This is a genomic window from Pseudomonas sp. C32, assembly GCF_030417915.1.
Classification (GTDB): Bacteria; Pseudomonadota; Gammaproteobacteria; order Pseudomonadales; family Pseudomonadaceae; genus Aquipseudomonas.
Genome location: NZ_JAUHUK010000013.1, coordinates 81971 through 106105, shown reverse-complemented (window position 1 = coordinate 106105; position 24135 = coordinate 81971). Strand labels below are relative to the sequence as shown.

The following is a 24135-nucleotide window of genomic DNA, read 5'->3' as shown; positions in this document are numbered from 1 at the left end:
CCATGAAATTCCGTTATCCACAGCTCATGCTGTTTCTTCTGTCCCTGACGGCGTTGCCATGGGCTTCGGCAGCAGACAGCGTCAAACTCGACACGCCCGTCGGCGGCTGGCGCAGTGGTGCCCCTGACGGTGAAGGCGAAAGTTTTCGTCAGACCGTCAACTACCCGGCCTCGTCGGTGAACACCCCGGCGGGTCAGGCCAAGACCGCACGCATCAGCGGCCAGATCAAAGCCACACCCAAATCCACAGAGCCCGGTCGTTTGATCGTCAACGGCGTCAGCATGCCCCTGAAAATCGATCCCGCCGGCCGCTTCGACCGACCATTCTCATTCCCCAACGGCAGCAACAGCGTCGAGGTCCGCAGCCCCGACGGCCAACAACGGCACCGCACGCAGTTCCTCAACAGCAGCGGCGGCGCCACCCCGGCCAAACTCCGCGTATTGCTGGCGTGGGACAGCGACGGCACCGACCTGGATCTGCACCTGATTACCCCCGACGGCGCCCACATCTGGTACGGCGAGCGTGTCGTCGCCAACGGAGCGGCACTCGATGTCGACGTTACCACCGGCTACGGTCCGGAAATCTTCGCCATGCCCGCGCCGATCAAGGGGCAGTATCTGGTGTATGTGAACTACTTCGGAGGCGGGTATCGCAGCGATGAAGAAGGGCAAGCGGATGCGGTGCAACCGCTGACCACGGCGCAGGTGACGGTGATTACCGAGGAAGGCACACCGAGCGAGAAAATGGAGACATTTTTGGTGCCGATGCGGGCGGTGGGCGAACTGACGCTGGTGAAGTCGTTCAGCTATCCGTGAGGTTGAGGTACAACTTGCGCAGCGTTTGCACACGATTACGCCCGTGATGCTTGGCGCCATACAGGGCTTCATCTGCCTGTGAAAGCAGGCTCGAAAGGTCGTAGCCCGATTCGCGAGTGGTGACGACGCCGATACTGACACTGAGCATCCCCGGCTCCAGCATCGACAGCTGAGAAAATGCTTGGCGGATACGTTCGGCCACCAGAACCGCCTCCTGCTCATCGGCCTCCTGGAGCAGGCAGGCAAACTCTTCTCCACCGATACGACCGAACACATCGTGAGTGCGCAGATGACTTGTCAGAATTCGACTGAATGCGATCAGCGCCTGATCCCCCATCGGATGGCCGAAGCTGTCATTCAGACGCTTGAAGTGATCAAGGTCGCACAGCAGTAACGCTGCGGATTTTTCCTGGCGCTTGCAGTGGGCCAACAAGCGTTCGCCGTGGGACATGAAGGCGCGCCGGTTGCCGATCCCGGTCAGCGGATCACAAAACGCGGCAGCCTTGAACTTCAGTTCGGCGCGCTCCTTGACCATGGCCAGCGTCACGTAAGCGATCCCGATGACATACAGCATGGATTCGAACAGCATGAAGGAGAAAAAACGTACGCCATCGCCGATGCCTGACAGAGCCTGATCCAGAGGCAGGCTCTTATCGATCACGCTGCGAACGATATAGAAAGCCGTGTGCAACAGCGTCAGCACCAGCGCCGGCATGTACGCGACTTCAAGCTTTTTCCGGCTGCGCCAGAACTCCGCTGCCGTGAGCACGCCGTAACCGGCCGCCAGCAGTGAATACGCCACGACTCGCACGGGCATCGCGTCATAGAACGCGGGAATGAGGCACAGGATCAGCCAGGTGCCTGCTCCAGCGAAGATTCCTGCCTGCGACGGTGCACGCCCGACAAACACGCGCATGGCAGTCCAGTTCATTGCGGCACTCAGCAACAGGGCCACGTTGCCGAAAACGAGCGGGACAATATCGACCCCACAACCCCGCCAACTGACCAGCACCACACCAACAGCGGCCAGCAGCATCATTGCCCCCAGATAGGCCAAAGGCCGCTCACGGGTTTCACGACACCAGGCATGACAGGTCAACAAACCCATCAGAATGAAAACGAAGACCGAGACTACCAGCAGGGTCGGGATGTGCAGATCCATTGCGAAGGTTCCCGTTGAGCTTGAAAGCGAAATCCGACCGGCAGAGCTTTTTCCGGGTAAAGGTAGCGGTCTTTGAACGGGGTGGATTTAGCCTTGCCCCATTTGGCTTGGCAAGTGTTCTCTGGGCGCGATGATGGGTCAGTAGCATTGTTTCATGCAGACATACATTGTGAATGTTCATGCGCCGTTATCAGGAGTAATTGAAAGGGCCCTCCCACTGATATGGAAATGCCCTGACGTGAATGATCTTTCCTGCAATACCTCTCTCGATTCAGCGTTCAGCGAAATTACCCTACTGATCGTGACCGCAAGACATCGCGCCATGCAGGCGGTCAACACCGAGCTGATTGAACTGCACTGGCAAGTCGGGGCCTACATCAGTCGCAAAATTGAAGCAGCAGAGTGGGGTGATGGAGTCGTCGCCCAGTTGGCTACACACCTGTCCAATACGCAGCCCGGATTACGCGGGTTCACCCGTGCGAATCTTTTTCGCATGCGCAAGTTTTACGAGGCTTATAGGCATGACGCAAAAGTCGCAGCACTGCTGCGACAATTACCCTGGACCCAAAATCTGATCATTCTCAACCAGAGCAAACGCCCGGAAGAACGTGAGTTTTACCTGCGCATGGCAATCCAGGAAAAGTGGTCGAGCCGCGAACTGGAGCGGCAGTTCAAGGCGGCTCTGTTTGAACGTTCAGTGATCAGCCCGGCAAAAGTGTCAGCACCGCTGCGACAAATTCATCCTCAGGCCCTGGACGTGTTCAAGGATGCCTATGTGGTCGAGTTTCTGGCACTGGAACGTGGTCATGCGGAGACAGACCTGCATGGAGGTCTGCTGCACAAACTCAGGGATTTTCTGATCGAGCTGGGCAGAGACTTCTGCTTTGTGGGCTCTCAATATCCGTTGCAGGTAGGCGGGCGTGACTTTGCGCTGGATCTGTTGTTTTTCCACCGTGGGCTGAACTGCCTGGTGGCGATCGAGCTCAAGGTTGGGCGCTTTGAGCCGGAATACCTGGGGAAGATGGACTTCTACCTCGAAGCGTTGGACCGCAATGTCCGCAAGCCGCACGAAAACCCGGCGCTCGGCGTATTGTTGTGCGCGAGCAAAGAGGACGAAATCGTCGAGTACTCCCTGAACCGCTCAATGTCGCCTGCCTTGATCGCGGAGTACCACACTCAATTGCCGGACAAGAAGCTGTTGCAAGCCAAGCTGCAGGAATTTTATGCGCTGAATACTGACGGAGTGGAGTGATTTTTGTCGTTGATCACTTTTCTGAAGGCATTAAAAAGCCGGCTTGTGGCCGGCTTCTCGGGGACTGGCTTGGATCATTTTTGGTAAACCGCGCCAGCCTTCAAAACGTACACCCGGATCTTGCGTCCGGCTGTGGGACCTGGCGAGAAAATCATCTGCCGGGCCGGGGCGATCTGAACCGCGAGGCGGGTCGATGCGCAAATGTGGGGCGGAGCATACGCAAGTTTGGCGAAAATTCCCAGCAGGAAGTGCCATTCAGAGCCGTTCGGCCATTTGGGCTGATGACCGAGGGCTGTGTTCTGTCGGCTTAGAGAAACGGTACCGGTGGCCGGCGTTTGTTCAATGTGGACCACCAGAAAACCCATCCCAATACTCTGATGTTTTGTTCTTCGATTTGTGCCGCCCTGAAGATTTCATCCGGGTATTCGTCACGGTTGTGGCTGCGTAAGCGCAGCGAATTACCCGGCAGTCGGTGCAGGTATTTGATGCGCAGCATGCCGTCATGTTCGATGGCGTAGATTTCACCATCGATGATCTTGGTCAGCCCGCGGTCGATCGCCAGGGTTGAACCGTCTTCGATTCTCTCGGCCATGCTGTTGCCGCTCATGAGGGCACAGATGGCGTCGGCGTGATTGATTTCCAGCGAGTCGAGATGGCTGCGGGGCAGGCGAATCAGGTTTTCGCTATCTTCGACAACGTGGGTTTTGCCGGAGCCAGGCGCCGTTACCACTTCCTTGAAGAAGCGCAGTTCGACATCGACGGGTTCGAGCACCGTGTAGACGCCGCGGATGGCCTGGGCGTCGAAGGTGTTACCTGACTCGTCGAGCAGGCGCAGGTGTTTGGCGTCTTTCGGGCCTTCACCGGTTCTCAGCCATTCGCTGTTGACGGACAGTTTTCTGGCGACTTCTTCCATGTAGTGGGCAGGCACGCCGCGAAAGTACCAGTTATGGACTCGCTGCGGTGCGGTATCCAGGAATTCGGCAAATCCCGTGGTGGTGATGTTCGCTGCCTTGAGCAGCGCTTTAAAGCGAGGGCCGCTAGTGTTCTTTTTCATAAACACGAGTCTACTGGCGGCGGGTGGGGGTTTGAATAAACGACTCGTTCAAAATTCGAGGGAAATTTACGACGGGATGTAAGACGTCTTTGAGGAAATTTAAACAAAAACAAACCTTCTCGATTTGTCGTTACACGAAGTGTTTAAAGTGCTTTTCCAGCACCCACAAAAAACCCCGGATCACCCGGGGTTTTTCTTGCCGCTGGACGCTAATAGCGTCAGCTGCTCTTAGCCTTTGTAGGCTGCAACCGACTTGGTGATCGCGTCGCGGGCGGCATCTGCGCCGGCCCAGCCTTCGATTTTCACCCATTTGCCTTTTTCGAGATCTTTGTAGTTCGCGAAGAAGTGCTCGATCTGCTGGATCAGCAGGGGTGGCAGGTCGGTGTATTCCTTCACGTCGACGTACAGCTGGGACAGCTTGTCGTGTGGAACAGCGATAACTTTGGCATCGCCGCCGCCGTCGTCGGTCATGTTCAGGATGCCGACCGGACGGGCGCGGATCACCGAACCTGGAGCAACCGGGTAAGGGGTTACGACCAGCACGTCGAGGGGGTCACCGTCGTCAGCCAGGGTGTTCGGGATGTAACCGTAGTTGGCCGGGTAGAACATTGGGGTGGCCATGAAACGGTCAACGAACAGGCAATCGCTGTCTTTGTCGATTTCGTACTTGATCGGCGCGTGGTTGGCCGGGATCTCGATCGCGACGTAGATGTCGTTCGGCAGGTCTTTGCCAGCCGGAATCTTGCTGTAGCTCATTGGGCGTTGCCCCCGTTAGTTGACCAAAAACACTTGGCCGGATTGACCAAAAAGTGGCGGCGATTATAGGCATATTCCTACGGCGACGCCACGTACCAGAGGTCGTGTAGACCTTAGTCGTGTGCCTGATAGACCGGATCATGCGAATGAAGTTGCTTCAATCTACCGAGCGGGTCCTGGCGGTAGAAAAGCTTCAACTGCTCATAGACCTGTGGATAAGCCTCATGCAGCAAGTCCGGGGCACTGAAGAAGTATTCGCTGGTCACGGCAAAGAACTCGGCCGGATTTTCCGCGGCGTAAGGATCGATGGCGGTCTCGGCGACCGGATTGCGATCCAGTTGGCGGTCGAGGTCATCGTAGGCCGCCTGCATGATTTCGGCCCAGTCACTGACACGCATGTCGGCGTGCAGCGGTGGCAGACCATTGGCGTCGCCGTTGAGCATGTCGAGTTTGTGCGCCAGTTCGTGGATCACCAGGTTGTAACCTTCCCAACCACCGCTGGCCATTACGCCGGGCCATGCCAGGATCACCGGGCCCTGCTGCCAGGCTTCACCGCTGTGCTCGCCGTCCCATTCGTGCTCGACGCCGCTGGCGTCGCGGTGGCGCTGGGGGCTGAGGAAGTCGTCCGGGTACAGGATGATTTCGTGGAAACCCTGATACCAGTTCAAGTCGCCAAGGTTCAGCAGTGGCCATTGCGCCTGGGCGGCGAGCAGCAGGCGCTGTTCCTGATGCAGTTCCACGCCGGGCAGGGCGGTCAAGTGTTTGTCTTCCAGAAACAGCACGCATGCTTCGCGCAACCATTGGTCTTCGGCGGCGCTGATGCCGTCGAGAAACCTCAGGTGCTGACGCACCCGCTGCCATACGTCATTGGCAATCGGGTGCCTGGCCAGGATGCGCTGGCGACGCCAGGCGCTCAGGGACCACATCGAAAATCAGCGCGGGTGGGCTTTGGATGCGGCGTTGCCGAAGCGGCTGCGCACAATGCCAATGATCATCGGCACCAGCGACAGCAGGATGATGCCGACCACCAGCAGCGAAAGGTTCGACTTGATGAACGGCACGTTGCCGAAGAAGTAACCGAGGGTGACCAGGCCACCGACCCACAGGATGGTGCCAAAGATGCTGAAGGCGAAGAAACGTGGGTACGGCATTTTTGCCACGCCGGCGACGAATGGTGCGAAGGTACGGATGATCGGGAGGAAACGCGCCAACGTCACGGTCTTGCCCCCGTGCTTGTCGTAGAAGTCGTGGGTTTGTTGCAGGTAGTCGCGGCGGAATATTTTCGAGTTCGGGTTGCTGAACAGTTTTTCGCCGGCCGTTCGTCCGATCACATAATTGGTGCTGTCACCCAGAATCGCTGCAAGCATCAGCAGGCCGCCCAGCAGCACCGGGTCCATGCCGCCACCGGCCGCCACGGCGCCAGCGATAAACAGCAAGGAATCGCCAGGCAGGAAGGGCATCACCACCAGGCCGGTTTCACAGAAGATCACCATAAACAGAATGGCGTAGATCCATGTCCCGTAGTTGGTCACGAGCATGTCGAGGTACACGTCGAGATGCAGGATGAGATCGATCGGGTTGAAATCCATGGAAAGCACCTGTGGTAAGCGGGCCGAGGCTATGGCCTGTGCGGATGACTTCGCGAAAGCCTACAGACGGGTGTAGTTTTTCTTACAAGCCGGAAAAGGTCGGCATTATACGGGCCGAACGGTGAAAAGCGCGTCGAGATTGTAGCGGGGCATGTCGATAGGGAGACCGGAAGTCTGGTGACAATTAATAACTCCCGATAAGCATCTGCACGCGACGTACTAAAGATCTGGAGTTGGCTGCCAGGGGAAAATTCCATTGGCTGGATTGTCGGCTGTATGGCAGCCGAACAGGGCGGGCCTCTTTTGCGCAGAGACCCGCCCCGCTGGCACGAACTTACAGTTCGTCGCTGATCGGCAGGATATAGTTCTTGAACTCGGTATCTTCCTTGAATCCGATGGACTCATAGGTTTTCTGTGCAACTTCATTGTCGCTGCTGGTGGAAACACGCATGCGTACGGCATTGGTTTCCTTGGCCATTTTCTTCGCGGTGCGGATCAGGTTGTCGGCCACCAACTGGCGGCGGGCATCTTCTGCAACGTAGATATCGTTGAGGATCCATACGCGTTTAAGCGATAGCGAGGAGAAGCTTGGGTACAACTGACAGAAACCCATCAGTTTGTTGTCATCGGACAAGGCCAGGTAAATCACTGACTCCTTGCGGCGCAGGCGTTTTTCGAGGAATGCCCGAGACGAGTCCGGATAGGGCAGGGAACCATAAAACTCGCGATATCGGACGAACAAGGGGGTCAACAGGTCCAGGTGTTCGAGGGTCGCTTGGATAATCCGCATGATAAGTCTCGTCTGCAAGTGGCTGTCTTACGTCTTTGACGGCGACGGGAAACTCTGGCGGCCGTGAATCGATCCTGCCTCAAACCGGAATGCAAACGCAATGCAGAAACGGTTCACATCTTCGGAGGATTCAGTAGGAAATTGCTTTTCATGTCGGTGCCTGTGTCCGACTCCAGCGTGTGAACCTGTGCTTCGTCCTTCAGGTTAACCCCCGACAACTGCCGTCGGCAGGCTTCCCGCATCAAGTACAGCAAACGGTGTGCCGCCATGCCGTAACTCAGGCCTTCGAGCCGGATATTGGAGATGCAATTGCGCCACGCATCCGTCAGGCCGACCTTCGGGTTGTAAGTGAAATACAGGCCAAGGCTGTCCGGCGAACTGAGCCCGGGGCGCTCTCCGATCAGTATCACGGTCATTTTCGCGCCCAACAGTTCGCCGATTTCGTCGGCGACGGCCACGCGGCCCTGTTCTACCAGGATAACCGGGGCGACAGACCAGCCCTCGGCTGACGTCTGCTCCTCGAGACGTGCCAGAAACGGCAGGCTATGGCGATGGACGGCCAATGCCGACAGACCATCGGCGATCACGATCACAAGATCCACACCGCCAGGATGGGCCGTAGCGTATTCACGCAAGGTCTGCGCCGACGCATCACTGAGTTTTCGCCCCAAATCGGGGCGTTGCAGATAAGTGTTGCGATCAGGTGCCGCACTCTGCAGCAGCAGGCTCTCGCGGCCACGATCGGCCAGTTGCGCGCTGAGCGCCGCATGATCAAACGGCAAGTGCACCGCGTCCCTCGCCTGGGCGTGAGCGTATTGAAAATCCAGTTGAGCGCGGGTGGGGATGCTGGTGCCGGTGCGACCCAGGGCAATCCGGGCGGGCGTCAGCCGGCGCAGTTCCAGCCATGGATTGTGCGGATCGAAGGGTAGTTTATCCATGTCAACGTTCATCCCAATTGCGCCAGGGCCTGGCGGAAGGCCGGTGGCAGATTATTACCGAACAGAACCCTGCCGTCCGGCTGGGTGAAAATGCCTGTTTTCGCCAGCCACTGCTCGAACTCCGGCGCAGGCTTGAGCCCCAGCGTCTGGCGGGCGTAGAGCGCATCGTGGAACGAAGTGGTCTGGTAGTTGAGCATGATGTCGTCGGAGCCTGGGATGCCCATGATGAAGTTGATCCCGGCGACACCCAGCAGAGTCAGCAGGGTGTCCATGTCATCCTGATCGGCCTCGGCGTGGTTGGTGTAACAGATGTCGCAGCCCATCGGCACGCCCAAGAGCTTGCCGCAGAAATGGTCCTCGAGACCGGCGCGGATGATCTGTTTGCCGTTATAGAGGTATTCCGGGCCGATGAAGCCTACGACGGTGTTCACCAGAAACGGATTGAAATGCCGCGCCACCGCATAGGCCCGGGCTTCGCAGGTCTGCTGATCGACCCCGTGATGGGCGTTGGCCGACAGGGCGCTGCCCTGGCCGGTTTCGAAATACATCAGGTTCTGTCCGAGTGTGCCGCGATTGAGGCTCAACCCGGCGTCGTAACCTTCCTTGAGCACGTTCAGGTTGATGCCGAAACTGGCGTTGGCGGCCTCGGTCCCGGCGATCGACTGGAACACCAGGTCCAGTGGCACGCCACGATTCACGGCTTCAATCGACGTGGTGACATGGGTCAGCACGCAGGCCTGAGTCGGAATTTCGTAGCGCTGGATGATCGCGTCGAGCATCTCCAGCATGGCGCAGATTGAGGCGATGCTGTCGGTGGCCGGGTTGATGCCGATCATTGCATCGCCGTTACCGTGCAACAGACCGTCGAGAATGCTCGCGGCGATACCGGCCGGTTCGTCGGTCGGATGGTTGGGTTGCAGGCGAGTGGACAGGCGGCCGCGAAGGCCGAGGGTGCCGCGAAAGTGGGTGACCACGCGGATTTTTTGCGCCACCAGGACCAGGTCCTGTACACGCATGATCTTCGACACGGCGGCAGCCATTTCCGGGGTCAGGCCGGGGGCGAGTGCGCGCAGGCTCTGTTCGTCGGCGGCGTCGCTGAGCAGCCAGTCGCGGAAGTCTCCGACAGTGAGATGACTGACGACCGCGAAGGCCTGTTGGTCATGGGTGTCGATGATGAGTCGGGTGACTTCATCGGTTTCATAGGGAATCAGCGCGTCCTGCAGGAAGTGGCTCAGCGGGATGTCCGCCAGCGTCATCTGCGCGGCGACTCGTTCGCCATCATTGAGCGCCGCGATGCCGGCCAGAAAATCGCCGGAACGTGCCGGGCTGGCCTTGGCCATTACATCCTTGAGGCTGTCGAATCGGTAGGTCTGGGCGCCGACGGAATGGGCATATGTCGCCATGGGGCGGTGTCCTCCGGATCAATTTAAACGCGGTCTGCTTTTCTGTGGGAGCGGGCCTGCTCGCGATTGCCGTCTTGCACCCGCTAAATGTGCCACACCTCCATCGCGAGCAAGCTCATTCCTACAGGGGACCGCGTGCACTTCAATAATGCAGGCGCCGGGCAGCGGGCCCGACGCGGGTGCATCAGATACCTTCGAGCATAGCGTCTGCCGGTGCCTCGGAACGCTGCCTGGCGGTCAGCTGGAAATACAGGTAACCGGCCACCATGAATCCGAGGAAGACCAAACCGATCAAGGTGTTGAACCACGCCATCGCCACCAGGCACACCACCGCCAGGAACAGCGCAATACCCGGCACGATCGGATAACCCGGTGCACGGAAGGTGCGTTCCAGATTCGGTTCGGTTTTACGCAGCTTGAACAGGCTCAGCATACTGATTATGTACATCACGATGGCGCCGAATACCGACATGGTGATCATTGCCGCCGTCAGGGTCATGCCTTGCAGGTTGACCAGTCCATCGCTGTAAATCGCCGCGATACCGATGACGCCGCCGGCCAGGATCGCCCGGTGCGGGGTCTGGAAACGCGAGAGTTTGGCCAGCCCGCGGGGCAGGTAACCGGCGCGAGCCAGGGCAAAGAACTGCCGCGAATACCCGAGAATGATGCCGTGAAAACTCGCCACCAGCCCGAACAAGCCAATCCACACTAGCATGTGCATCCAGGTCGAATCGTTGCCGACCACCGCTTTCATTGCCTGGGGCAGTGGGTCGTTGATGTTGGAAAGCTGACGCCAGTCACCGACGCCGCCCGCCATGATCATTACTCCGATCGCCAGGAACACCAGGGTCAAAATGCCGCTGACGTAGGCTCTGGGAATCGTGCGTTTCGGGTCCTTGGCTTCTTCCGCCGCCATGGCTGCGCCTTCAATGGCGAGAAAGAACCAGATCGCGAAGGGAATGGCGGCGAACATGCCGGGAATCGAGCCCATCGTGAATTCGTTGGCACCTGACCAGCCATTGAGCACGAAATTACTGAAGCTGAAGCCCGGCGCGACTACGCCCATGAACACCAGCAGCTCGGCGACGGCCAGTACGGTGACCACCAATTCAAAGGTGGCCGCGATGCTGACGCCGAGAATGTTGAGGGTCATGAATATGAAGTAGGCGCCCACTGCGGCGAGCTTCGGGTCCAGTTCCGGATATTGCACATTAAGGTAGGCGCCGATGGCCATGGCGATGGCCGGTGGCGCAAAGACAAACTCGATCAACGTGGCGATGCCGGCGATCAATCCACCTTTCTCGCCAAAAGCCCGCCGGCTGTAGGCAAACGGCCCGCCAGCGTGGGGAATCGCGGTAGTCAGCTCGGTGAAGCTGAAGATGAAACAGGTGTACATCGTCGCCACCATTAATGCAGTGACGAGAAAGCCTAATGTGCCTGCGGTGCCCCAGCCGTAACTCCAGCCGAAGTATTCGCCGGAAATCACCAGGCCGACGGCAATGCCCCAGAGATGCAAGGTGCCGAGTGTGGGTTTGAGCTGTGTGGAAGAAGTAGTCATAAGTCCTCTCTTTTTTTTCGATCTTTTGGACTTTCGGGGACGACGGGATGGTGAAAATCCTGAATGACGGGTACGCAAGGCCCGTGCCAGAGCGGCCAGCCTTTGGTGTCGTGTCATTTAGGACGCCATCGCCGGCAAGCCGGCTCCTACAGGTTTACGCGATCTGTAGGAGCTGGCTTGCCAGCGATGGACTCACCTCATTTCAAGAGGGGTTAGAAGAAGCCCAGCGGGTTGATGTCATAGCTCACCAGCAGGTTTTTGGTCTGCTGATAGTGGTCGAGCATCATCTTGTGGGTTTCACGGCCGACGCCGGATTTTTTGTAGCCACCGAACGCGGCGTGCGCCGGGTACAGGTGGTAGCAGTTGGTCCACACGCGACCAGCCTTGATGGCGCGGCCCATGCGGTAGGCGCGGTTGATGTCGCGGGTCCAGAGACCGGCACCCAGGCCGAACTCGGTGTCGTTGGCGATGGCCAGGGCTTCGGCTTCGTCCTTGAAGGTGGTGATGCTCACCACCGGGCCAAAGATTTCTTCCTGGAACACACGCATTTTGTTGGTGCCCTTGAGCAGCGTCGGCTGGATGTAATACCCGCTCGCCAGATTGCCCTCGAGTTTTTCCACCTTGCCGCCGGTCAACAGCTCGGCACCTTCGCCCTTGGCGATTTCCAGGTACGAAAGGATCTTGTCGAATTGCTGCTCGGACGCCTGGGCGCCGACCATGGTGTCGGTGTCCAGCGGGTCGCCACGCTTGATTTGCAGGACCTTCTTCATCACCACTTGCATGAATTCGTCGTAGATCGATTCTTGCACCAGTGCACGGGACGGGCAGGTGCAGACTTCGCCCTGGTTGAAGAACGCCAGCACCAGCCCTTCAGCAGCTTTCTCGATGAAGCTCGGTTCGGCTTTCATGATGTCTTCGAAGAAGATGTTCGGCGATTTGCCACCCAGCTCCACGGTGGACGGAATGATGTTTTCGGCGGCGCATTTCATGATGTGCGAGCCGACCGGGGTCGAGCCGGTGAAGGCAATCTTGGCGATGCGTTTGCTGGTCGCCAGGGCTTCGCCGGCTTCTTTGCCGAAACCTTGCACGATGTTCAGTACGCCGGGTGGCAGCAGGTCGCCGATCAGTTCGATCAGCACGGTGATGCCCAGCGGAGTTTGCTCGGCAGGCTTGAGCACCACGCAGTTACCCGCGGCGAGGGCTGGGGCAAGTTTCCACGCCGCCATCAGGATCGGGAAGTTCCACGGGATGATCTGCCCGACCACGCCCAGTGGTTCATGGATGTGATAGGCCACGGTGTTGCCGTCGATTTCCGCAGCACTGCCTTCCTGGGCACGGATGCAGCCGGCGAAATAGCGGAAATGGTCGGCGGCCAGCGGGATGTCGGCGTTGAGGGTTTCGCGAACGGCTTTGCCGTTGTCCCAGGATTCGGTGATTGCCAGCAGTTCCAGGTTCTGTTCGATGCGGTCGGCGATTTTCAGCAGCACCAGCGAGCGCGCCTGGGCGGACGTGGCGCCCCAGGCATCGGCAGCGGCGTGGGCAGCGTCCAGGGCTTTGTCGATGTCTTCGGCCGTGGAGCGGGGGAATTCGGCAATCGGTTGGCCATTCACTGGCGAGGTGTTGGTGAAGTACTGACCTTTGACAGGCGCGACGAACTCGCCGCCGATGTAGTTACCGTATTTGCTCTTGAACGAAACGATAGCGCCTTCAGTACCGGGGTGAGCGTAACGCATGGTGGTTTCTCCTGGCTTTTGTGCTTATTAGGGAGGCGCGCATGTGCGCTTGATATAAGCGTAGAGCAAGGGGCGGGCCAGCGCTGTGCAGGTCAGGCAAATCAAGGCCTTGCGAGTTTTTTGTCGGACAGGCGGGTGGTGCCTGTGACGCTTTCGGTACAGCCAGGGTGACACTTTGTACCGCTTGTGGCACAGCTTGTGACCACCCGGTCTTGCAGGCATTGCAATGCGGGCCGGGCAGGAGGATGCTCGGCCGCAGGTGTCGCGTGAATAGTCTTTTTTGTGGCAAGGCCCCTCGCCACAAGGAAAATGTTTGCAGTTGCTCTCGTGGAGAATAATAAGAAATGCCCGACAACCATTTGAGTCGCCATGCCCGGCAAGTGCTGACCGTGACCCAGGGCAAAGCCCATTTGCACGGTCCCGGCAGCGATCCGTCCATCGCCCGCTCCTGGCTGCGCTGCCTTGAGGATTATCACCTCGACCCGGCCCTGACCATGGCGCCCACGGTGCTGGAACATGGCCGCGTCCTCGAAAGCCGCGAACGCTTGCAGCAAGTGCTGCACATCGCCGGCAATGAAATGACCAGCCTGCATCAACAGCTCTCCGGTGCCGGCCATGCGGTGCTGTTGACCGATGCCCGCGGTGTCATCCTCAACTGTGTGACGGCCCCGGCCGAACGCAAGATCTTCGAACGCGCCGGGCTCTGGCTCGGTGCCGACTGGAGTGAATCCTGCGAAGGCACCAACGGCATCGGCACCTGCCTGGTGGAACGCCAGTCGCTGACCATTCATCAAGATGAACATTTTCGCGGCCGCCATACGGGCCTGACCTGCTCGGCAAGCCCGGTATTCGATCCCCATGGCGAATTGCTCGCGGTGCTCGACGTGTCGTCGGCGCGGCGAGATGTCTCGCGGCAAAGTCAGTTTCACACCATGGCGCTGGTCAATCTGTCGGCGAAGATGATCGAGAGCTGCTACTTCCTGCGCTGCTTCGACAATCAATGGTTGCTGCGTTTTCATTTGCAGGCCGAGTCCGTCGGTTTGTTCAGCGAAGGGTTGCTGGCGTTCGACGGAGAAGGGCGGATCTGTGCGGTCAACCAGAGCGCGCTGAACCTGCTGGGACACATTCGCGGCGGCTTGCTGGGCAAACCCGTGGAGGCCTTTTTCGACTGTACGCTCGATGAGCTGCTGGGGCGCGCGAGCATCGATGCCAACGCCAGTTGGCCGTTGCGCACCCGTGACGGGCGCAGGCTGTTTGCGGCATTGCGCGGTCAGGCTCGCGGTACTTCGGCGCCCATTGTGCAGCGTTCGGTGGCCGTGCCGCGTGCGCCGCTGGCCGATATCTGCCTGGGCGATGCGGCGTTGCAGGAAAGTTTCCGCAAGGCCCTGCGGGTCTACGAGCGGGACGTGCCGCTGTTGGTCAACGGTGAAACCGGCTCCGGCAAGGAGGCCTTCGCCAAAGCCGTGCACCGGGCGAGTCAACGGGCGGATAACGCCTTCGTCGCGCTCAACTGCGCGGCCATCCCCGAAAGCCTGATCGAAAGTGAGTTGTTCGGTTATCGCGGCGGCAGCTTCACCGGTGCCCGCAAGGAAGGCATGCGCGGCAAGTTGCAGCAGGCCGATGGCGGAACCTTGTTCCTCGACGAAATCGGTGACATGCCCCTGGCCCTGCAGACACGGTTGTTGAGGGTGTTGGAAGATCGTCAGGTGGTGCCGATTGGCGGGGAGCCGGAATCGGTGAACGTGCGGATCATCAGCGCCACTCACCGTGATTTGCTGGAGCGGGTGCAGGACGGTGGTTTCCGTGAGGACTTGTATTACCGCCTCAATGGCTTGGAAATCGCACTGCCGGCACTGCGTGAGCGAACGGATAAATCCCAGTTACTGGACTTTTTGCTGGCCGAGGAAGCGGGTGGGGAAACCGTGCTGATTGATGAGCCGGCGCGTGAGGCCCTGCTGGGATTCGCCTGGCCGGGCAACGTGCGGCAATTGCGTAACGTCCTGCGCACGTTGGCGGCGTTGTGTGAGGGTGGGCGGATCGGGCTGGAGGATTTGCCGGCGATGATTCGTTCGGCGCGGCCGGCGGTGGTGCAGGCTATCGACGAGCCGTCCGAGCATCCGCTGGAGGATGCCGAACGGCTGGCGCTGTTGAATGCACTGGAGCATACGCGGTGGCACATGACGCATACGGCGGAGCAGTTGGGGGTTAGTCGCAATACCCTTTATCGCAAGCTGCGCAAACACGGTATCGCCCGCTAATTGGCACGATGACCTGTAGGAGCCGGCTTGCTGGCGAAGGGCGATCTTGCGATTGCTTCGCCAGCAAGCCGGCTCCTACAGGTTTTGCACTGAGCACAATCGAAACAAGAGTGCGAATTTCCCCTCCCTACGCTAACCTGCGGCCATGTTTTACGAGGTCGACTATGCACATTCATATTCTGGGTATCTGCGGGACTTTCATGGGCTCGATGGCGGTTCTGGCCAAAGAGCTGGGCCATCATGTGACGGGCTCCGACGCCAACGTCTATCCACCGATGAGCACTCAGCTGGAGGCTCAGGGGATCGAGCTGACCCAGGGTTACGACCCGGCGCAACTCGATCCGGCCCCCGATCTGGTGGTGATCGGCAACGCCATGTCCCGGGGCAACCCGGCTGTGGAATACGTGCTGAACAAAGGCCTGCCTTATGTTTCCGGCCCGCAATGGCTGGCCGATCATGTGCTGCAAGGTCGCTGGGTGCTCGCCGTTGCCGGTACACACGGCAAGACCACCACCAGCAGCATGCTCGCCTGGGTGCTGGAGCACGCGGGCATGAGTCCCGGCTTCCTGATCGGCGGCGTGCCGCAGAACTTCTCGGTGTCGGCGCGTCTGGGCGATACGCCGTTCTTCGTCATCGAAGCCGACGAGTACGACAGTGCGTTCTTCGACAAGCGTTCCAAGTTCGTTCACTACCGTCCGCGCACGGCCATCCTGAACAATCTTGAGTTCGATCATGCTGACATCTTCCCTGATCTGCCGGCGATCGAGCGGCAGTTCCATCACCTGGTGCGGACCATCCCGAGCGAAGGCCTGGTGATTCATCCGACCACCGAACCCGCGTTGCAGCGTGTCATCGAAATGGGTTGCTGGACTCCGGTGCAGACCACCGGCGTCGGCGGTCAGTGGCAGGTCAAGTTGCTCAGCGAAGATGGCTCGAAGTTCGAAGTGATGTTCGAAGGCGTCGCCCAGGGTGTGGTCGAGTGGGACATGACCGGCCAGCACAACGTCGCCAACGCACTGGCGACCCTGGCTGCCGCACGCCACGTCGGCGTGGTGCCGTCCATGGGCATCGCCGCGTTGAGCGCTTTCAAAAGCGTGAAGCGCCGGATGGAAAAGGTCGCGGAAGTCCGTGGCATCACCATTTACGACGACTTCGCTCACCATCCGACGGCCATCGCCACTACCCTTGACGGTCTGCGCAAGCGTATCGGCGACGCACCATTGATCGCGATCATCGAGCCGCGCTCCAACTCCATGAAGCTCGGCGCGCACCGTGACGGCTTACCGGAAAGCGTGGTCGATGCCGATCAGGTGATCTGGTATGCGCCGGCCAACCTCGGTTGGGACCTGGCGGGCACTGCGGCGCTGTGCACCGTGCCGTCGATTGTCAGCGATTCGCTGGAAGGCATCATCGAACGCGTGAAGAGCCAGGCTCAGCCGGGCACCCACGTGGTGATCATGAGCAACGGCGGCTTCGGCGGCTTGCACGGCAAACTCGCCGAGGCGTTGAAATGAACAACGGCCCGGACCGCATCACGCTGGCGATGACCGGCGCATCCGGCGCTCAATATGGTTTGCGTCTGCTCGACTGTCTGGTGCGGGAAGATCGCGAAGTGCACTTCCTGATCTCCAAGGCGGCGCAACTGGTGATGGCCACCGAAACCGACGTCACGCTGCCGGCCAAACCGCAGATGATGCAAGCCTTCCTCACCGAGTACACCGGCGCTGCGGCCGGGCAGATTCGTGTGTATGGCAAAGAGGACTGGATGTCGCCGGTGGCTTCGGGCTCCGGCGCTCCGGCGGCGATGGTTGTGGTGCCGTGCTCCACCGGCACCTTGTCCGCCATCGCTACTGGCGCTTGCAACAACCTGATCGAGCGGGCCGCCGACGTGACGCTCAAGGAGCGCCGTCAGTTGATTCTGGTCCCGCGTGAAGCGCCGTATTCGAGCATTCACCTTGAGCACATGCTCAAGTTGTCGAACATGGGCGTGACGATCCTGCCGGCGTCGCCGGGCTTCTATCATCAGCCGCAAACCATCGACGACTTGATCGACTTCGTCGTCGCACGGATTCTCAATCTGCTGAATATTCCCCAGGACATGCTGCCGCGTTGGGGTGAGCATCATCTGACCAGCGATGAATAAGCTGTTGGTGATGGTGCTGGCGTTGCAACTGGCCGGTTGCGCCACGGTGCGAACGCTGGATGCGGCCAAGCCGGGCGCGCCGGTGGTGTACTCAGGGACTCGCCTGGATTTGTACGCCATGAACGGTGGTTGCTGCGCCATGGACCGGTTCGGTGCCGAAGCACCGGGTTATCCCGGCGTTGACCTGCCGGCCAGCGCATTGCTCGATACGCTGTTGTTGCCACTGTCGTTGTTGACGGTGCTCGGTGTCAGCTATCAGGCCACGGGTGGGTTGTAGGGGGAGCGCTTTGTGGCGAGGGGGCTTGCCCCCGTTCGGCTGCGCAGCAGTCGTAATCCCGTGCGACGCAGCACTCCGGAATACGCGAAGAGGGCCGTTTCGCAGCCCAACGGGGGCAAGCCCCCTCGCCACAGATCCGTGGTTTACTTGCCTAACTTACGCAACTCATCCGACTCGACCACCCGCACGCCATCCTGTTCTTCCAGCGCCAGGCGCCACATTGCGCGGGCCAGTTGGCAGGCTTCGATGCCGTGGTATTTGCCGGGAATCAGCCGCGACAAAGGTCCGGCGAGTTTTTCGCCCAGGCGTGGCTCGGTGCGTTCGCCCAGCAATAGCGAAGGACGGCAAATGGTCAGCTGCGGCCAGTCCTGCGCGCGCAGTGCGTGCTCCATCTCGCCTTTGACCTTGTTGTAGAAAATCGAGGATCTGCGATCGGCGCCCAGAGCACTGATCACGATCAGGTGCCGTGCACCCATCTCCCGTGCGCGTTTGGCAAAGGCCACGACCATGTCCAGGTCCACCGCACGGAACGCCTCTTCCGAGCCTGCCTGTTTGATGGTGGTGCCCAGACAGCAATAGGCGATGTCGACACGGCCGTTCAGCTGCGGCAGAAACACCGTCGGGTCGCCGACCGGGTTTTCAAGATGGGGATGCTTGGCCAAAGGCCGGCGTGAAGGCGCCAATACCCGGGCAATCGTGGGTTCGTTAAGCAGGCGATCAAGCAGGTGCTCACCGGTCAACCCGGTGGCACCGGCAAGCAATACGTGCTGAGGCGTCAAGTACATAGTGTTTCTCCCTTGATACTGTTCAGCTTAGTTGCTGTTTGTAGCCTTGCCGTTGATCAAGACACTTTGTAATGCTTTTCGTGCCTGTTGCTTGCGTAACAGCTGCCAGTGCGAGAGGACCGTTTTCGGCGCCCAGATCTGTGGCTCAGAGGCTTCGAAGCCGTCCGCCAATTCACGCTCGGCAACGATGGCCTTGGCCCGTTTGAAGGCCTGTTCGAGGTCATCGGTCTGGTTCAATGCCTGGGCGAACAACGCGTCGCCGAAGTAGGTGAAATTGGCTTCCTCCGAACAGCCGAAGGACACCCGGTCCGCCCGGGAGGCCGTCATGATCAGGGTGCGCTCATCCTTGAGGGCGGGGATGAAACCGCCGGAGTAGCAGGACGAAATCACGATGACCTTGTCGCGGTTTTTCAGCGGGGCGAGGACGGCGGCCATTTCGTCGGCCTGCAGGTCGGCCAGTTCCATGCGTGGCTGGTCGAGTACCAGTTCGTGTTCGCTGGTGCCGTGGCTGGTCAGATAGATGAAGATCAAATCTTCCGGCCCACTGCGCTCGGCCAGGGTCAGGGCGGCGCGGCGCAGGTTTTCCCGGGTGGCCATCGGGCGGTCGCCGAGGTGGTCGCGGTGGTTGACCAGGCGGATCTGGCCGAAAGCGCCAAAACGACTGGCCAGCATGTTGGCCACATAGTCGGACTCGCGCAGGAATACGCTCTGCTTGCCATCACCGCCGAGGGTCAGTGAGTAGAGTTCGACCGTCGGGGTTGAGGCGGGCACGTTGGCCAGCGCTTCTTCGAGCAAGCGCCCCTGTGCCAGCAGGCCGAGCTCCAGCGTATCGGGCAGCAATTTCCCTGTGGAGTCGCGTACGCGCTGGCCGTTGACCCACGTGCCGCTCAGTACCGTCCCGTCCGTCAGCACCAATGTGCCGTGGCCCTGATAACTGTCGTTGTCGAATTGTCCGGTGTAGAAACTGCCGTCCGCCAGGTTCAACCGACCCTGGCCGCTGAAGCGCCAGTCGTTGAAGTGGCCGATGTAATGACTGCCATCGGAGCCGATCAACTCGCCTTTGCCATGGAGCGAGCCTTCCTTGAACTGGCCCAGCCAGACATCGCCGTCCGCGTTTTCGTAACGACCTTTGCCGTGCAGTTGATTGTTCTTGAAGCCGCCGATGTAGATGTCGCCATCGGCACTGTTGAATGTCCCGTTGCCTTCCAGTTGACCGTCGACGAAGTGCCCGGTGAACTGATTGCCGCTGGCGTCGCCGCGCTGGCCTTCGCCGTTGGGTTTGCCGTGGGTGAACTGGCCTTGATAGGAGCTGCCGTCTTCGAGCTCGAGGCGACCCAGTCCCGAATACTGGTCGGCCTTGAATTCGCCGCGATAGCTCATGCCGTTTTCTTTGAGGGTGCCTTCGCCCGAGCGTCGGCCGGCCTTGAAGCCGCCGTTGTAACTGCTGGCGCTGGTGGTCAGGGTGCCTTGGCCTTCGAACAATCCCTGATTGAATTGGCCGCGATAGACCTCGCCGTTACTGCCGTGCCATTCGCCCTGGCCATGCCACTGACCCTTGTCGAACTCGCCGGCGTACCAGCTGCCGTTCGGGTAGTCGATACGGCCCTGGCCTTGCAGCATTCCATTGACCAGATCGCCGCGATAGCGTCCGCCGTCCGGCAGGCGGGCGTCAGGAGGCAATGGCGATTCGCCGTCGCCGCAAGCGGTGAGCAGCAGGGTCAAGGCAAGGAGTGCAAGTGGGCGCATAGCGGGTTCCGGGCAATTAGGCGACCGAGTATGCCGTAGCCATGTGTCCTTATATAGAGTGAGGCGCAGCGAGACGGTGCGAAACAGCGTGAGCTGCTTCGCATCCGGGAAGGCTTACACGAAGCAGAGCGACAACGGCTCGGCGACATAGGCCGGTTTGTCCGAGCCTTCGATTTCCAGGGTGGCGGTGGCTTTGAGCAACCATTGGCCGGGTTTCTTCTCGTTGACTTCGGTCAGTTCGACCTTCAGGCGCACCCGCGAATCGACCTTGACCGGTTGAATGAAGCGCACGCTGTCCAGTCCATAGTTGACGACCATCTTCAGGCCTTCAGGCATGACGAGGATGTCTTCCATCAGTTTCGGGATCAGCGACAGCGAAAGGAAACCGTGGGCGATGGTGCTGCCAAATGGCGTTTGCGCGGCCTTGACCGGATCAACGTGGATGAACTGAAAATCCCCAGTGGCTTCGGCGAACAGGTTGATGCGGTCCTGATCGATGGTGAGCCATTCGGAACGTCCGAGTTCCTTGCCGATATAATCTTTGAGCTCTGCAACTGGAACATAGGGCATTGAGACTCTCCTTGGGTTCATCGGTTTTATAATTTTCAGGTGGGGGGATTTGAACTCCCGAAATACCACTTTAGATCATCATGGCTAATCGCTCTGGTCAACTGACCATGCTTTTGGCGAATGCCGGCCCATAGCGCAGGCGTGCTTATAATGCCCGGGCCAATGCGGGTGACGGTTTTTTCAGGAGATCAATAATGTTGTTACGGGGCCTGACATGGCTGGTGCTGTTTCAATTGCTGGGCACCGCAATCAATCATTTGTTTTTACCGGTGCTGCCGGGGCCGATCGTGGGGCTTCTGCTGTTGCTGGTGTATCTGATTTGCCGTGGCCAGGTCGGTGAGCCGCTGAACCTCGCGGCCGGCAGTCTGTTGCGTTACCTGCCGTTGCTGCTGGTACCGCCGGCTGTGGGCGTGATGGTGTACGCCGCCGATATCGCGGCCGACTTCTGGGCCATCGTCGGCGCACTGGTGCTGTCGTTGTTGTTGTCGATGGCCTTTGCCGGCGTGCTGATGCAGCGCATGGTCAAGCGCCATGCTCATCCCGAGGATGGCCAATGATCTTCGACTGGCACGGCGCCTGGACGGCGGTCATTCATCATCCCCTGTTCGGGATCGGCATCACTCTCGGCGCCTATCAACTGGTGCTGGCGGCATTCGAGAAAACCCGGTGGATCTTTTTGCAGCCGGTGCTGGTCTCCATGTTGTTGGTGATCGGTGTGTTGGTGGGCTGCGGCCTGACCTACGCCGAGTACCGCAAGAGCACCGAGATTCTCAGCATCCTGCTCGGCCCGGCGACGGTGGCCCTGGCGGTGCCGCTTTATCTGAACCTGCGACGGATTCGACAGTTGTTCTGGCCGATTTTTACTACGCTGGTGATAGGTGGCGTGGTGGCCACGGGGATGGGCGTGTTGCTGGGCTGGTGGTTCGGCGCGGAACACATGATCCTGATGACCATGGCGCCGAAGTCGGTGACCTCGCCGATTGCCATGCTGGTGGCCGAGCAAATCGGTGGCGTCGCGGCGCTGGCGGCGGTGTTTGTATTGATCACCGGCGTGATCGGGGCCATCTTCGGTCCGAGTCTGTTGACCCGGCTCGGCGTGCTCAGTCCCGAAGCGCGGGGCATGGCGTTGGGCATGACCGCCCATGCGGTCGGCACAGCGGTGGCGATGCAGGAAAGTGAAGAATGCGGCGCCTTCGCGGCGCTGGCGATGAGTCTGATGGGCGTGGCCACGGCGGTGTTCCTGCCGTTGGCGGTGTCGATGGTGGTGTGAAGGAAATGTCTATGAGTCTGCCGCTTTTCCCGCTGAACACGGTGCTGTTTCCTGGCTGCATCCTCGATTTGCAGATTTTCGAGGCGCGCTATCTGGACATGATCGGCCGCTGCATGAAGCAGGGCGGCGGCTTCGGTGTGGTGTGCATCCTCGATGGCGAAGAAGTGGGCATTGCCCCGCAGGGCTACGCCCTGGTCGGGTGCGAAGCGCTGATCACCGATTTCAAGCAACAGGACAATGGGCTGTTGGGCATTCGGGTTCAGGGTGGGCGACGGTTCCATGTGTTGCGCACCGAGGTTCAACGGGATCAGTTGACCGTCGCCGAAGTCGAGTGGCTGGAGGATGAGCCGGAACAGCCGTTGCAGGACGAAGACGCCGATTTGGTGGCCTTGCTCAAGGCTCTCGCCGAGCACCCGATGGTCGAGGCCTTGAACATGGGCACCGATGCGACCGGCCAGCAATCACTGGCCAATCAACTGGCGTACCTGTTGCCGTTCGCTGAACTGGACAAGATAGATCTGTTGCAACTCGATGATCCGCAGCAGCGACTGGATGCGATTCAAGCGCTGCTGGATGAGTTGCAGGGCGAACTGTTTGCCTGACTGAAGCAAAAAGATCGCAGCCTGCGGCAGCTCCTGATGCAGGAGCCGCCGCAGGCTGCGATCTTTTGCTGTTGTCAGTACGCGTACCGCAACATCGTATGCGGCAAATGCCTCAGCACGAAGAATCCGAACAATGCCACCAAGGCTGGCAGCACCAGCCACCAGACCTTGGGGGGCAGGGCGCTGAGCGATGTATCGCGCTGAATCAGCCACAGGCTCGCGGCGCAGACACACGCCGCCAGCATTGCGCCAGCCAATACATCCGTCGGCCAATGCGCACCGAGGTAGACCCGCGAAAGCGAAATCAGCAGCGCCGGCAGGCAGCTCACCAGTAACCAGGTCAGGCGCATGCGAGGCGGTTGTCCGCGTCCCGCCAGGACGGCGAGGGTGAGGAAGAGCGCGAAAGACCCTGACGCATGGCCGCTGGGCATGCTGTAGCTGGTGAGCGGATCGCTCAATACTTCCGGGCGCACGCGGGCGAAAAAGTGCTTGGTTCCGGTATTCGCCAGTGCCGTGAAGAGCAGCGTGCTGCCGGCGAAAATCGCGTGCCGCCATTGGCGCATGAGAAGCAGCAAACCAGTCAGCAGTACACTGAACAGCAGCATGTTGCGGAATTCGCCGATCAGCGTGAAGACCACCGCCACTTCATCCAGCATCGGTTTGCGATGTTCCTGCACCAGTGTCATCACGCCTTGATCGAGTGCGGACAGGTGCGAATAACCGATAAACAGCCCTGCCAGAATCAGCAGGCTCATTCCGGCAATGAACAGCGTTGCGCGGCGATGCCGGCGCAGGCTGCTGGTCGCGCTCAAACCGACCATCACCGCAATGCTGCCGGCAACAACCCCGGCCTGGAGCCAGAAGCCTTCAGGCAACGGCAAGCGGATTGCCGCGCCCGTGGCCCAGCCCGGCATCAGATAAGCCACCGACCAACCCGCGCCGGCCAACAGGCTGACCGCGAAGAAGCGCGGGAAAGGCATGTCGCACATCCCGGCCACCATTGGCAGCATGGGCCGCAGGGGGCCGATAAAACGCCCGACCAGCAGGCTGGCGATACCGTAGCGCTGGAAATAAGACTCGGCCCCGGCGATCCATTCCGGATGATGGCGCAAGCCCGGCAGGCGCCGGATGTTCTGGTGGAAGTGCCGCCCCAGAAAATAAGAAATGACGTCGCCCAGCACCCCGGCGACGAAACCCAGCAAAAGCGTCTCGCTGAGCGTCAGCGCGCCACTGCCTGCCAGTACCGCCACGGCGAACAGCAACACCGTGCCGGGAACGATCAGTCCGGCAATCGCCAGGCATTCCACAAAGGCCACCAGGAATACCGCTGCTGCCAGCCATTGCGGGTTGGCCGCCAACCATCCGGTCACGCTATCGAGCCATGGGCCCATAAATCCAACTCCATTTTCATTGGTTGCTCTGTACGAGCTGCCG

General features: G+C 59.8%; 23 protein-coding genes. 9 read left to right on the top strand and 14 right to left on the bottom strand.

Annotated features, from left to right (window positions below):
* The first annotated feature begins 2 nt into the window (after nt 1–2).
* On the top strand, nt 3–815 hold the full coding sequence (locus QYH43_RS16470) for a DUF2135 domain-containing protein (protein WP_301157447.1): 813 nt from the start codon (nt 3–5) through the stop codon (nt 813–815).
* Here the strand turns inward: QYH43_RS16470 and QYH43_RS16465 are convergent.
* Nucleotides 802–1977: a diguanylate cyclase gene (locus QYH43_RS16465; protein ID WP_301157445.1), complete on the bottom strand. Its 1176-nt coding sequence runs from the start codon at nt 1975–1977 to the stop codon at nt 802–804. The genes QYH43_RS16470 and QYH43_RS16465 overlap by 14 nt on opposite strands.
* Before the next feature lie 322 nt (nt 1978–2299).
* Between QYH43_RS16465 and QYH43_RS16460 the strand changes: the two genes are divergently transcribed.
* Nucleotides 2300–3229: a YhcG family protein gene (locus tag QYH43_RS16460; protein WP_301157505.1), complete on the top strand. Its 930-nt coding sequence runs from the start codon at nt 2300–2302 to the stop codon at nt 3227–3229.
* Nucleotides 3230–3536: 307 nt separating this feature from the next.
* On the opposite strand, the gene QYH43_RS16455 is transcribed toward QYH43_RS16460, so the two are convergent.
* The 9 genes from QYH43_RS16455 to QYH43_RS16415 all read right to left on the bottom strand — a co-directional run bounded on the left by QYH43_RS16455 (nt 3537) and on the right by QYH43_RS16415 (nt 13050).
* Nucleotides 3537–4283, bottom strand: coding sequence for a helix-turn-helix transcriptional regulator (locus QYH43_RS16455; protein ID WP_095057279.1), 747 nt, complete (start codon nt 4281–4283; stop codon nt 3537–3539).
* A gap of 228 nt (nt 4284–4511) precedes the next feature.
* On the bottom strand, nt 4512–5039 hold the full coding sequence (gene ppa, locus QYH43_RS16450) for an inorganic diphosphatase (protein ID WP_008052339.1): 528 nt from the start codon (nt 5037–5039) through the stop codon (nt 4512–4514).
* Nucleotides 5040–5152: 113 nt separating this feature from the next.
* Entirely contained in the window at nt 5153–5965 is an 813-nt protein-coding gene (locus tag QYH43_RS16445) for a zinc-dependent peptidase (protein ID WP_301157443.1), read from the bottom strand.
* Nucleotides 5966–5971: 6 nt separating this feature from the next.
* Nucleotides 5972–6628, bottom strand: coding sequence for a DedA family protein (locus QYH43_RS16440; protein WP_095057277.1), 657 nt, complete (start codon nt 6626–6628; stop codon nt 5972–5974).
* 334 nt (nt 6629–6962) lie between these two features.
* Entirely contained in the window at nt 6963–7418 is a 456-nt protein-coding gene (locus tag QYH43_RS16435) for an N-acetyltransferase (protein ID WP_095057276.1), read from the bottom strand.
* A gap of 113 nt (nt 7419–7531) precedes the next feature.
* Nucleotides 7532–8356: an ethanolamine ammonia-lyase subunit EutC gene (eutC, locus tag QYH43_RS16430; RefSeq protein WP_095057331.1), complete on the bottom strand. Its 825-nt coding sequence runs from the start codon at nt 8354–8356 to the stop codon at nt 7532–7534.
* 8 nt (nt 8357–8364) lie between these two features.
* Entirely contained in the window at nt 8365–9759 is a 1395-nt protein-coding gene (locus tag QYH43_RS16425) for an ethanolamine ammonia-lyase subunit EutB (RefSeq protein WP_095057275.1), read from the bottom strand.
* Between the two features lie 184 nt (nt 9760–9943).
* Entirely contained in the window at nt 9944–11317 is a 1374-nt protein-coding gene (gene eat / locus QYH43_RS16420; RefSeq protein ID WP_095057274.1) for an ethanolamine permease, read from the bottom strand.
* 212 nt (nt 11318–11529) lie between these two features.
* Nucleotides 11530–13050, bottom strand: coding sequence for an aldehyde dehydrogenase family protein (locus QYH43_RS16415; protein WP_095057273.1), 1521 nt, complete (start codon nt 13048–13050; stop codon nt 11530–11532).
* A 344-nt stretch (nt 13051–13394) separates the two neighbouring features.
* On the opposite strand from QYH43_RS16415, the gene QYH43_RS16410 reads away from it, so the two are divergent.
* The 4 genes from QYH43_RS16410 (at nt 13395) to QYH43_RS16395 (ending at nt 17728) form a co-directional block, all read left to right on the top strand.
* On the top strand, nt 13395–15308 hold the full coding sequence (locus tag QYH43_RS16410; RefSeq protein ID WP_301157441.1) for a sigma-54-dependent Fis family transcriptional regulator: 1914 nt from the start codon (nt 13395–13397) through the stop codon (nt 15306–15308).
* 164 nt (nt 15309–15472) lie between these two features.
* Complete coding sequence (gene mpl, locus QYH43_RS16405) at nt 15473–16822, top strand: UDP-N-acetylmuramate:L-alanyl-gamma-D-glutamyl-meso-diaminopimelate ligase (RefSeq protein ID WP_095057271.1); 1350 nt, start codon at nt 15473–15475, stop codon at nt 16820–16822.
* On the top strand, nt 16819–17451 hold the full coding sequence (gene ubiX / locus QYH43_RS16400) for a flavin prenyltransferase UbiX (protein WP_095057270.1): 633 nt from the start codon (nt 16819–16821) through the stop codon (nt 17449–17451). Before mpl ends, ubiX begins: the two co-directional genes overlap by 4 nt.
* A complete protein-coding gene (locus tag QYH43_RS16395) occupies nt 17444–17728 on the top strand; it encodes a YceK/YidQ family lipoprotein (protein ID WP_095057269.1) in 285 nt (94 codons plus the stop codon). The genes ubiX and QYH43_RS16395 overlap by 8 nt, the downstream gene beginning before the upstream one ends.
* A 143-nt stretch (nt 17729–17871) precedes the next feature.
* Here the strand turns inward: QYH43_RS16395 and QYH43_RS16390 are convergent, their stop codons facing one another.
* The 3 genes from QYH43_RS16390 to QYH43_RS16380 all read right to left on the bottom strand — a co-directional run bounded on the left by QYH43_RS16390 (nt 17872) and on the right by QYH43_RS16380 (nt 20829).
* Nucleotides 17872–18513: an oxidoreductase gene (locus QYH43_RS16390; RefSeq protein ID WP_095057268.1), complete on the bottom strand. Its 642-nt coding sequence runs from the start codon at nt 18511–18513 to the stop codon at nt 17872–17874.
* A 27-nt stretch (nt 18514–18540) separates the two neighbouring features.
* Nucleotides 18541–20259: a C13 family peptidase gene (locus QYH43_RS16385; RefSeq protein ID WP_301157440.1), complete on the bottom strand. Its 1719-nt coding sequence runs from the start codon at nt 20257–20259 to the stop codon at nt 18541–18543.
* A gap of 114 nt (nt 20260–20373) precedes the next feature.
* A complete protein-coding gene (locus QYH43_RS16380; RefSeq protein WP_095057266.1) occupies nt 20374–20829 on the bottom strand; it encodes a MaoC family dehydratase in 456 nt (151 codons plus the stop codon).
* 194 nt (nt 20830–21023) lie between these two features.
* Here QYH43_RS16380 and QYH43_RS16375 point away from each other — a divergent pair, with 194 nt between their 5' ends.
* The 3 genes from QYH43_RS16375 to QYH43_RS16365 are packed head-to-tail and all read left to right on the top strand — an operon-like array spanning nt 21024 to nt 22701.
* A complete protein-coding gene (locus QYH43_RS16375; protein ID WP_095057265.1) occupies nt 21024–21386 on the top strand; it encodes a CidA/LrgA family protein in 363 nt (120 codons plus the stop codon).
* The gene (locus QYH43_RS16370) at nt 21383–22099 is read left to right on the top strand and encodes an LrgB family protein (protein WP_301157439.1); all 717 of its coding nucleotides are present in this window, start codon (nt 21383–21385) and stop codon (nt 22097–22099) included. Before QYH43_RS16375 ends, QYH43_RS16370 begins: the two co-directional genes overlap by 4 nt.
* 11 nt (nt 22100–22110) lie before the next feature.
* A complete protein-coding gene (locus tag QYH43_RS16365) occupies nt 22111–22701 on the top strand; it encodes an LON peptidase substrate-binding domain-containing protein (protein ID WP_095057263.1) in 591 nt (196 codons plus the stop codon).
* A 74-nt stretch (nt 22702–22775) separates the two neighbouring features.
* Here the strand turns inward: QYH43_RS16365 and QYH43_RS16360 are convergent, their stop codons facing one another.
* Nucleotides 22776–24092, bottom strand: coding sequence for a bifunctional DedA family/phosphatase PAP2 family protein (locus tag QYH43_RS16360; RefSeq protein WP_095057262.1), 1317 nt, complete (start codon nt 24090–24092; stop codon nt 22776–22778).
* Nucleotides 24093–24135 lie beyond the last annotated feature (43 nt).

Excerpts from the sequence above, each read along its gene's own strand:
- QYH43_RS16470 (WP_301157447.1), top strand. The coding sequence starts at position 3 with ATGAAATTCCGTTATCCACAGCTCATGCTGTTTCTTCTGTCCCTGACG.
- QYH43_RS16465 (WP_301157445.1), bottom strand. The coding sequence starts at position 1,977 with ATGGATCTGCACATCCCGACCCTGCTGGTAGTCTCGGTCTTCGTTTTC.
- QYH43_RS16460 (WP_301157505.1), top strand. The coding sequence starts at position 2,300 with ATGCAGGCGGTCAACACCGAGCTGATTGAACTGCACTGGCAAGTCGGG.
- QYH43_RS16455 (WP_095057279.1), bottom strand. The coding sequence starts at position 4,283 with ATGAAAAAGAACACTAGCGGCCCTCGCTTTAAAGCGCTGCTCAAGGCA.
- ppa (WP_008052339.1), bottom strand. The coding sequence starts at position 5,039 with ATGAGCTACAGCAAGATTCCGGCTGGCAAAGACCTGCCGAACGACATC.
- QYH43_RS16445 (WP_301157443.1), bottom strand. The coding sequence starts at position 5,965 with ATGTGGTCCCTGAGCGCCTGGCGTCGCCAGCGCATCCTGGCCAGGCAC.
- QYH43_RS16440 (WP_095057277.1), bottom strand. The coding sequence starts at position 6,628 with ATGGATTTCAACCCGATCGATCTCATCCTGCATCTCGACGTGTACCTC.
- QYH43_RS16435 (WP_095057276.1), bottom strand. The coding sequence starts at position 7,418 with ATGCGGATTATCCAAGCGACCCTCGAACACCTGGACCTGTTGACCCCC.
- eutC (WP_095057331.1), bottom strand. The coding sequence starts at position 8,356 with ATGGATAAACTACCCTTCGATCCGCACAATCCATGGCTGGAACTGCGC.
- QYH43_RS16425 (WP_095057275.1), bottom strand. The coding sequence starts at position 9,759 with ATGGCGACATATGCCCATTCCGTCGGCGCCCAGACCTACCGATTCGAC.
- eat (WP_095057274.1), bottom strand. The coding sequence starts at position 11,317 with ATGACTACTTCTTCCACACAGCTCAAACCCACACTCGGCACCTTGCAT.
- QYH43_RS16415 (WP_095057273.1), bottom strand. The coding sequence starts at position 13,050 with ATGCGTTACGCTCACCCCGGTACTGAAGGCGCTATCGTTTCGTTCAAG.
- QYH43_RS16410 (WP_301157441.1), top strand. The coding sequence starts at position 13,395 with ATGCCCGACAACCATTTGAGTCGCCATGCCCGGCAAGTGCTGACCGTG.
- mpl (WP_095057271.1), top strand. The coding sequence starts at position 15,473 with ATGCACATTCATATTCTGGGTATCTGCGGGACTTTCATGGGCTCGATG.
- ubiX (WP_095057270.1), top strand. The coding sequence starts at position 16,819 with ATGAACAACGGCCCGGACCGCATCACGCTGGCGATGACCGGCGCATCC.
- QYH43_RS16395 (WP_095057269.1), top strand. The coding sequence starts at position 17,444 with ATGAATAAGCTGTTGGTGATGGTGCTGGCGTTGCAACTGGCCGGTTGC.
- QYH43_RS16390 (WP_095057268.1), bottom strand. The coding sequence starts at position 18,513 with ATGTACTTGACGCCTCAGCACGTATTGCTTGCCGGTGCCACCGGGTTG.
- QYH43_RS16385 (WP_301157440.1), bottom strand. The coding sequence starts at position 20,259 with ATGCGCCCACTTGCACTCCTTGCCTTGACCCTGCTGCTCACCGCTTGC.
- QYH43_RS16380 (WP_095057266.1), bottom strand. The coding sequence starts at position 20,829 with ATGCCCTATGTTCCAGTTGCAGAGCTCAAAGATTATATCGGCAAGGAA.
- QYH43_RS16375 (WP_095057265.1), top strand. The coding sequence starts at position 21,024 with ATGTTGTTACGGGGCCTGACATGGCTGGTGCTGTTTCAATTGCTGGGC.
- QYH43_RS16370 (WP_301157439.1), top strand. The coding sequence starts at position 21,383 with ATGATCTTCGACTGGCACGGCGCCTGGACGGCGGTCATTCATCATCCC.
- QYH43_RS16365 (WP_095057263.1), top strand. The coding sequence starts at position 22,111 with ATGAGTCTGCCGCTTTTCCCGCTGAACACGGTGCTGTTTCCTGGCTGC.
- QYH43_RS16360 (WP_095057262.1), bottom strand. The coding sequence starts at position 24,092 with ATGGGCCCATGGCTCGATAGCGTGACCGGATGGTTGGCGGCCAACCCG.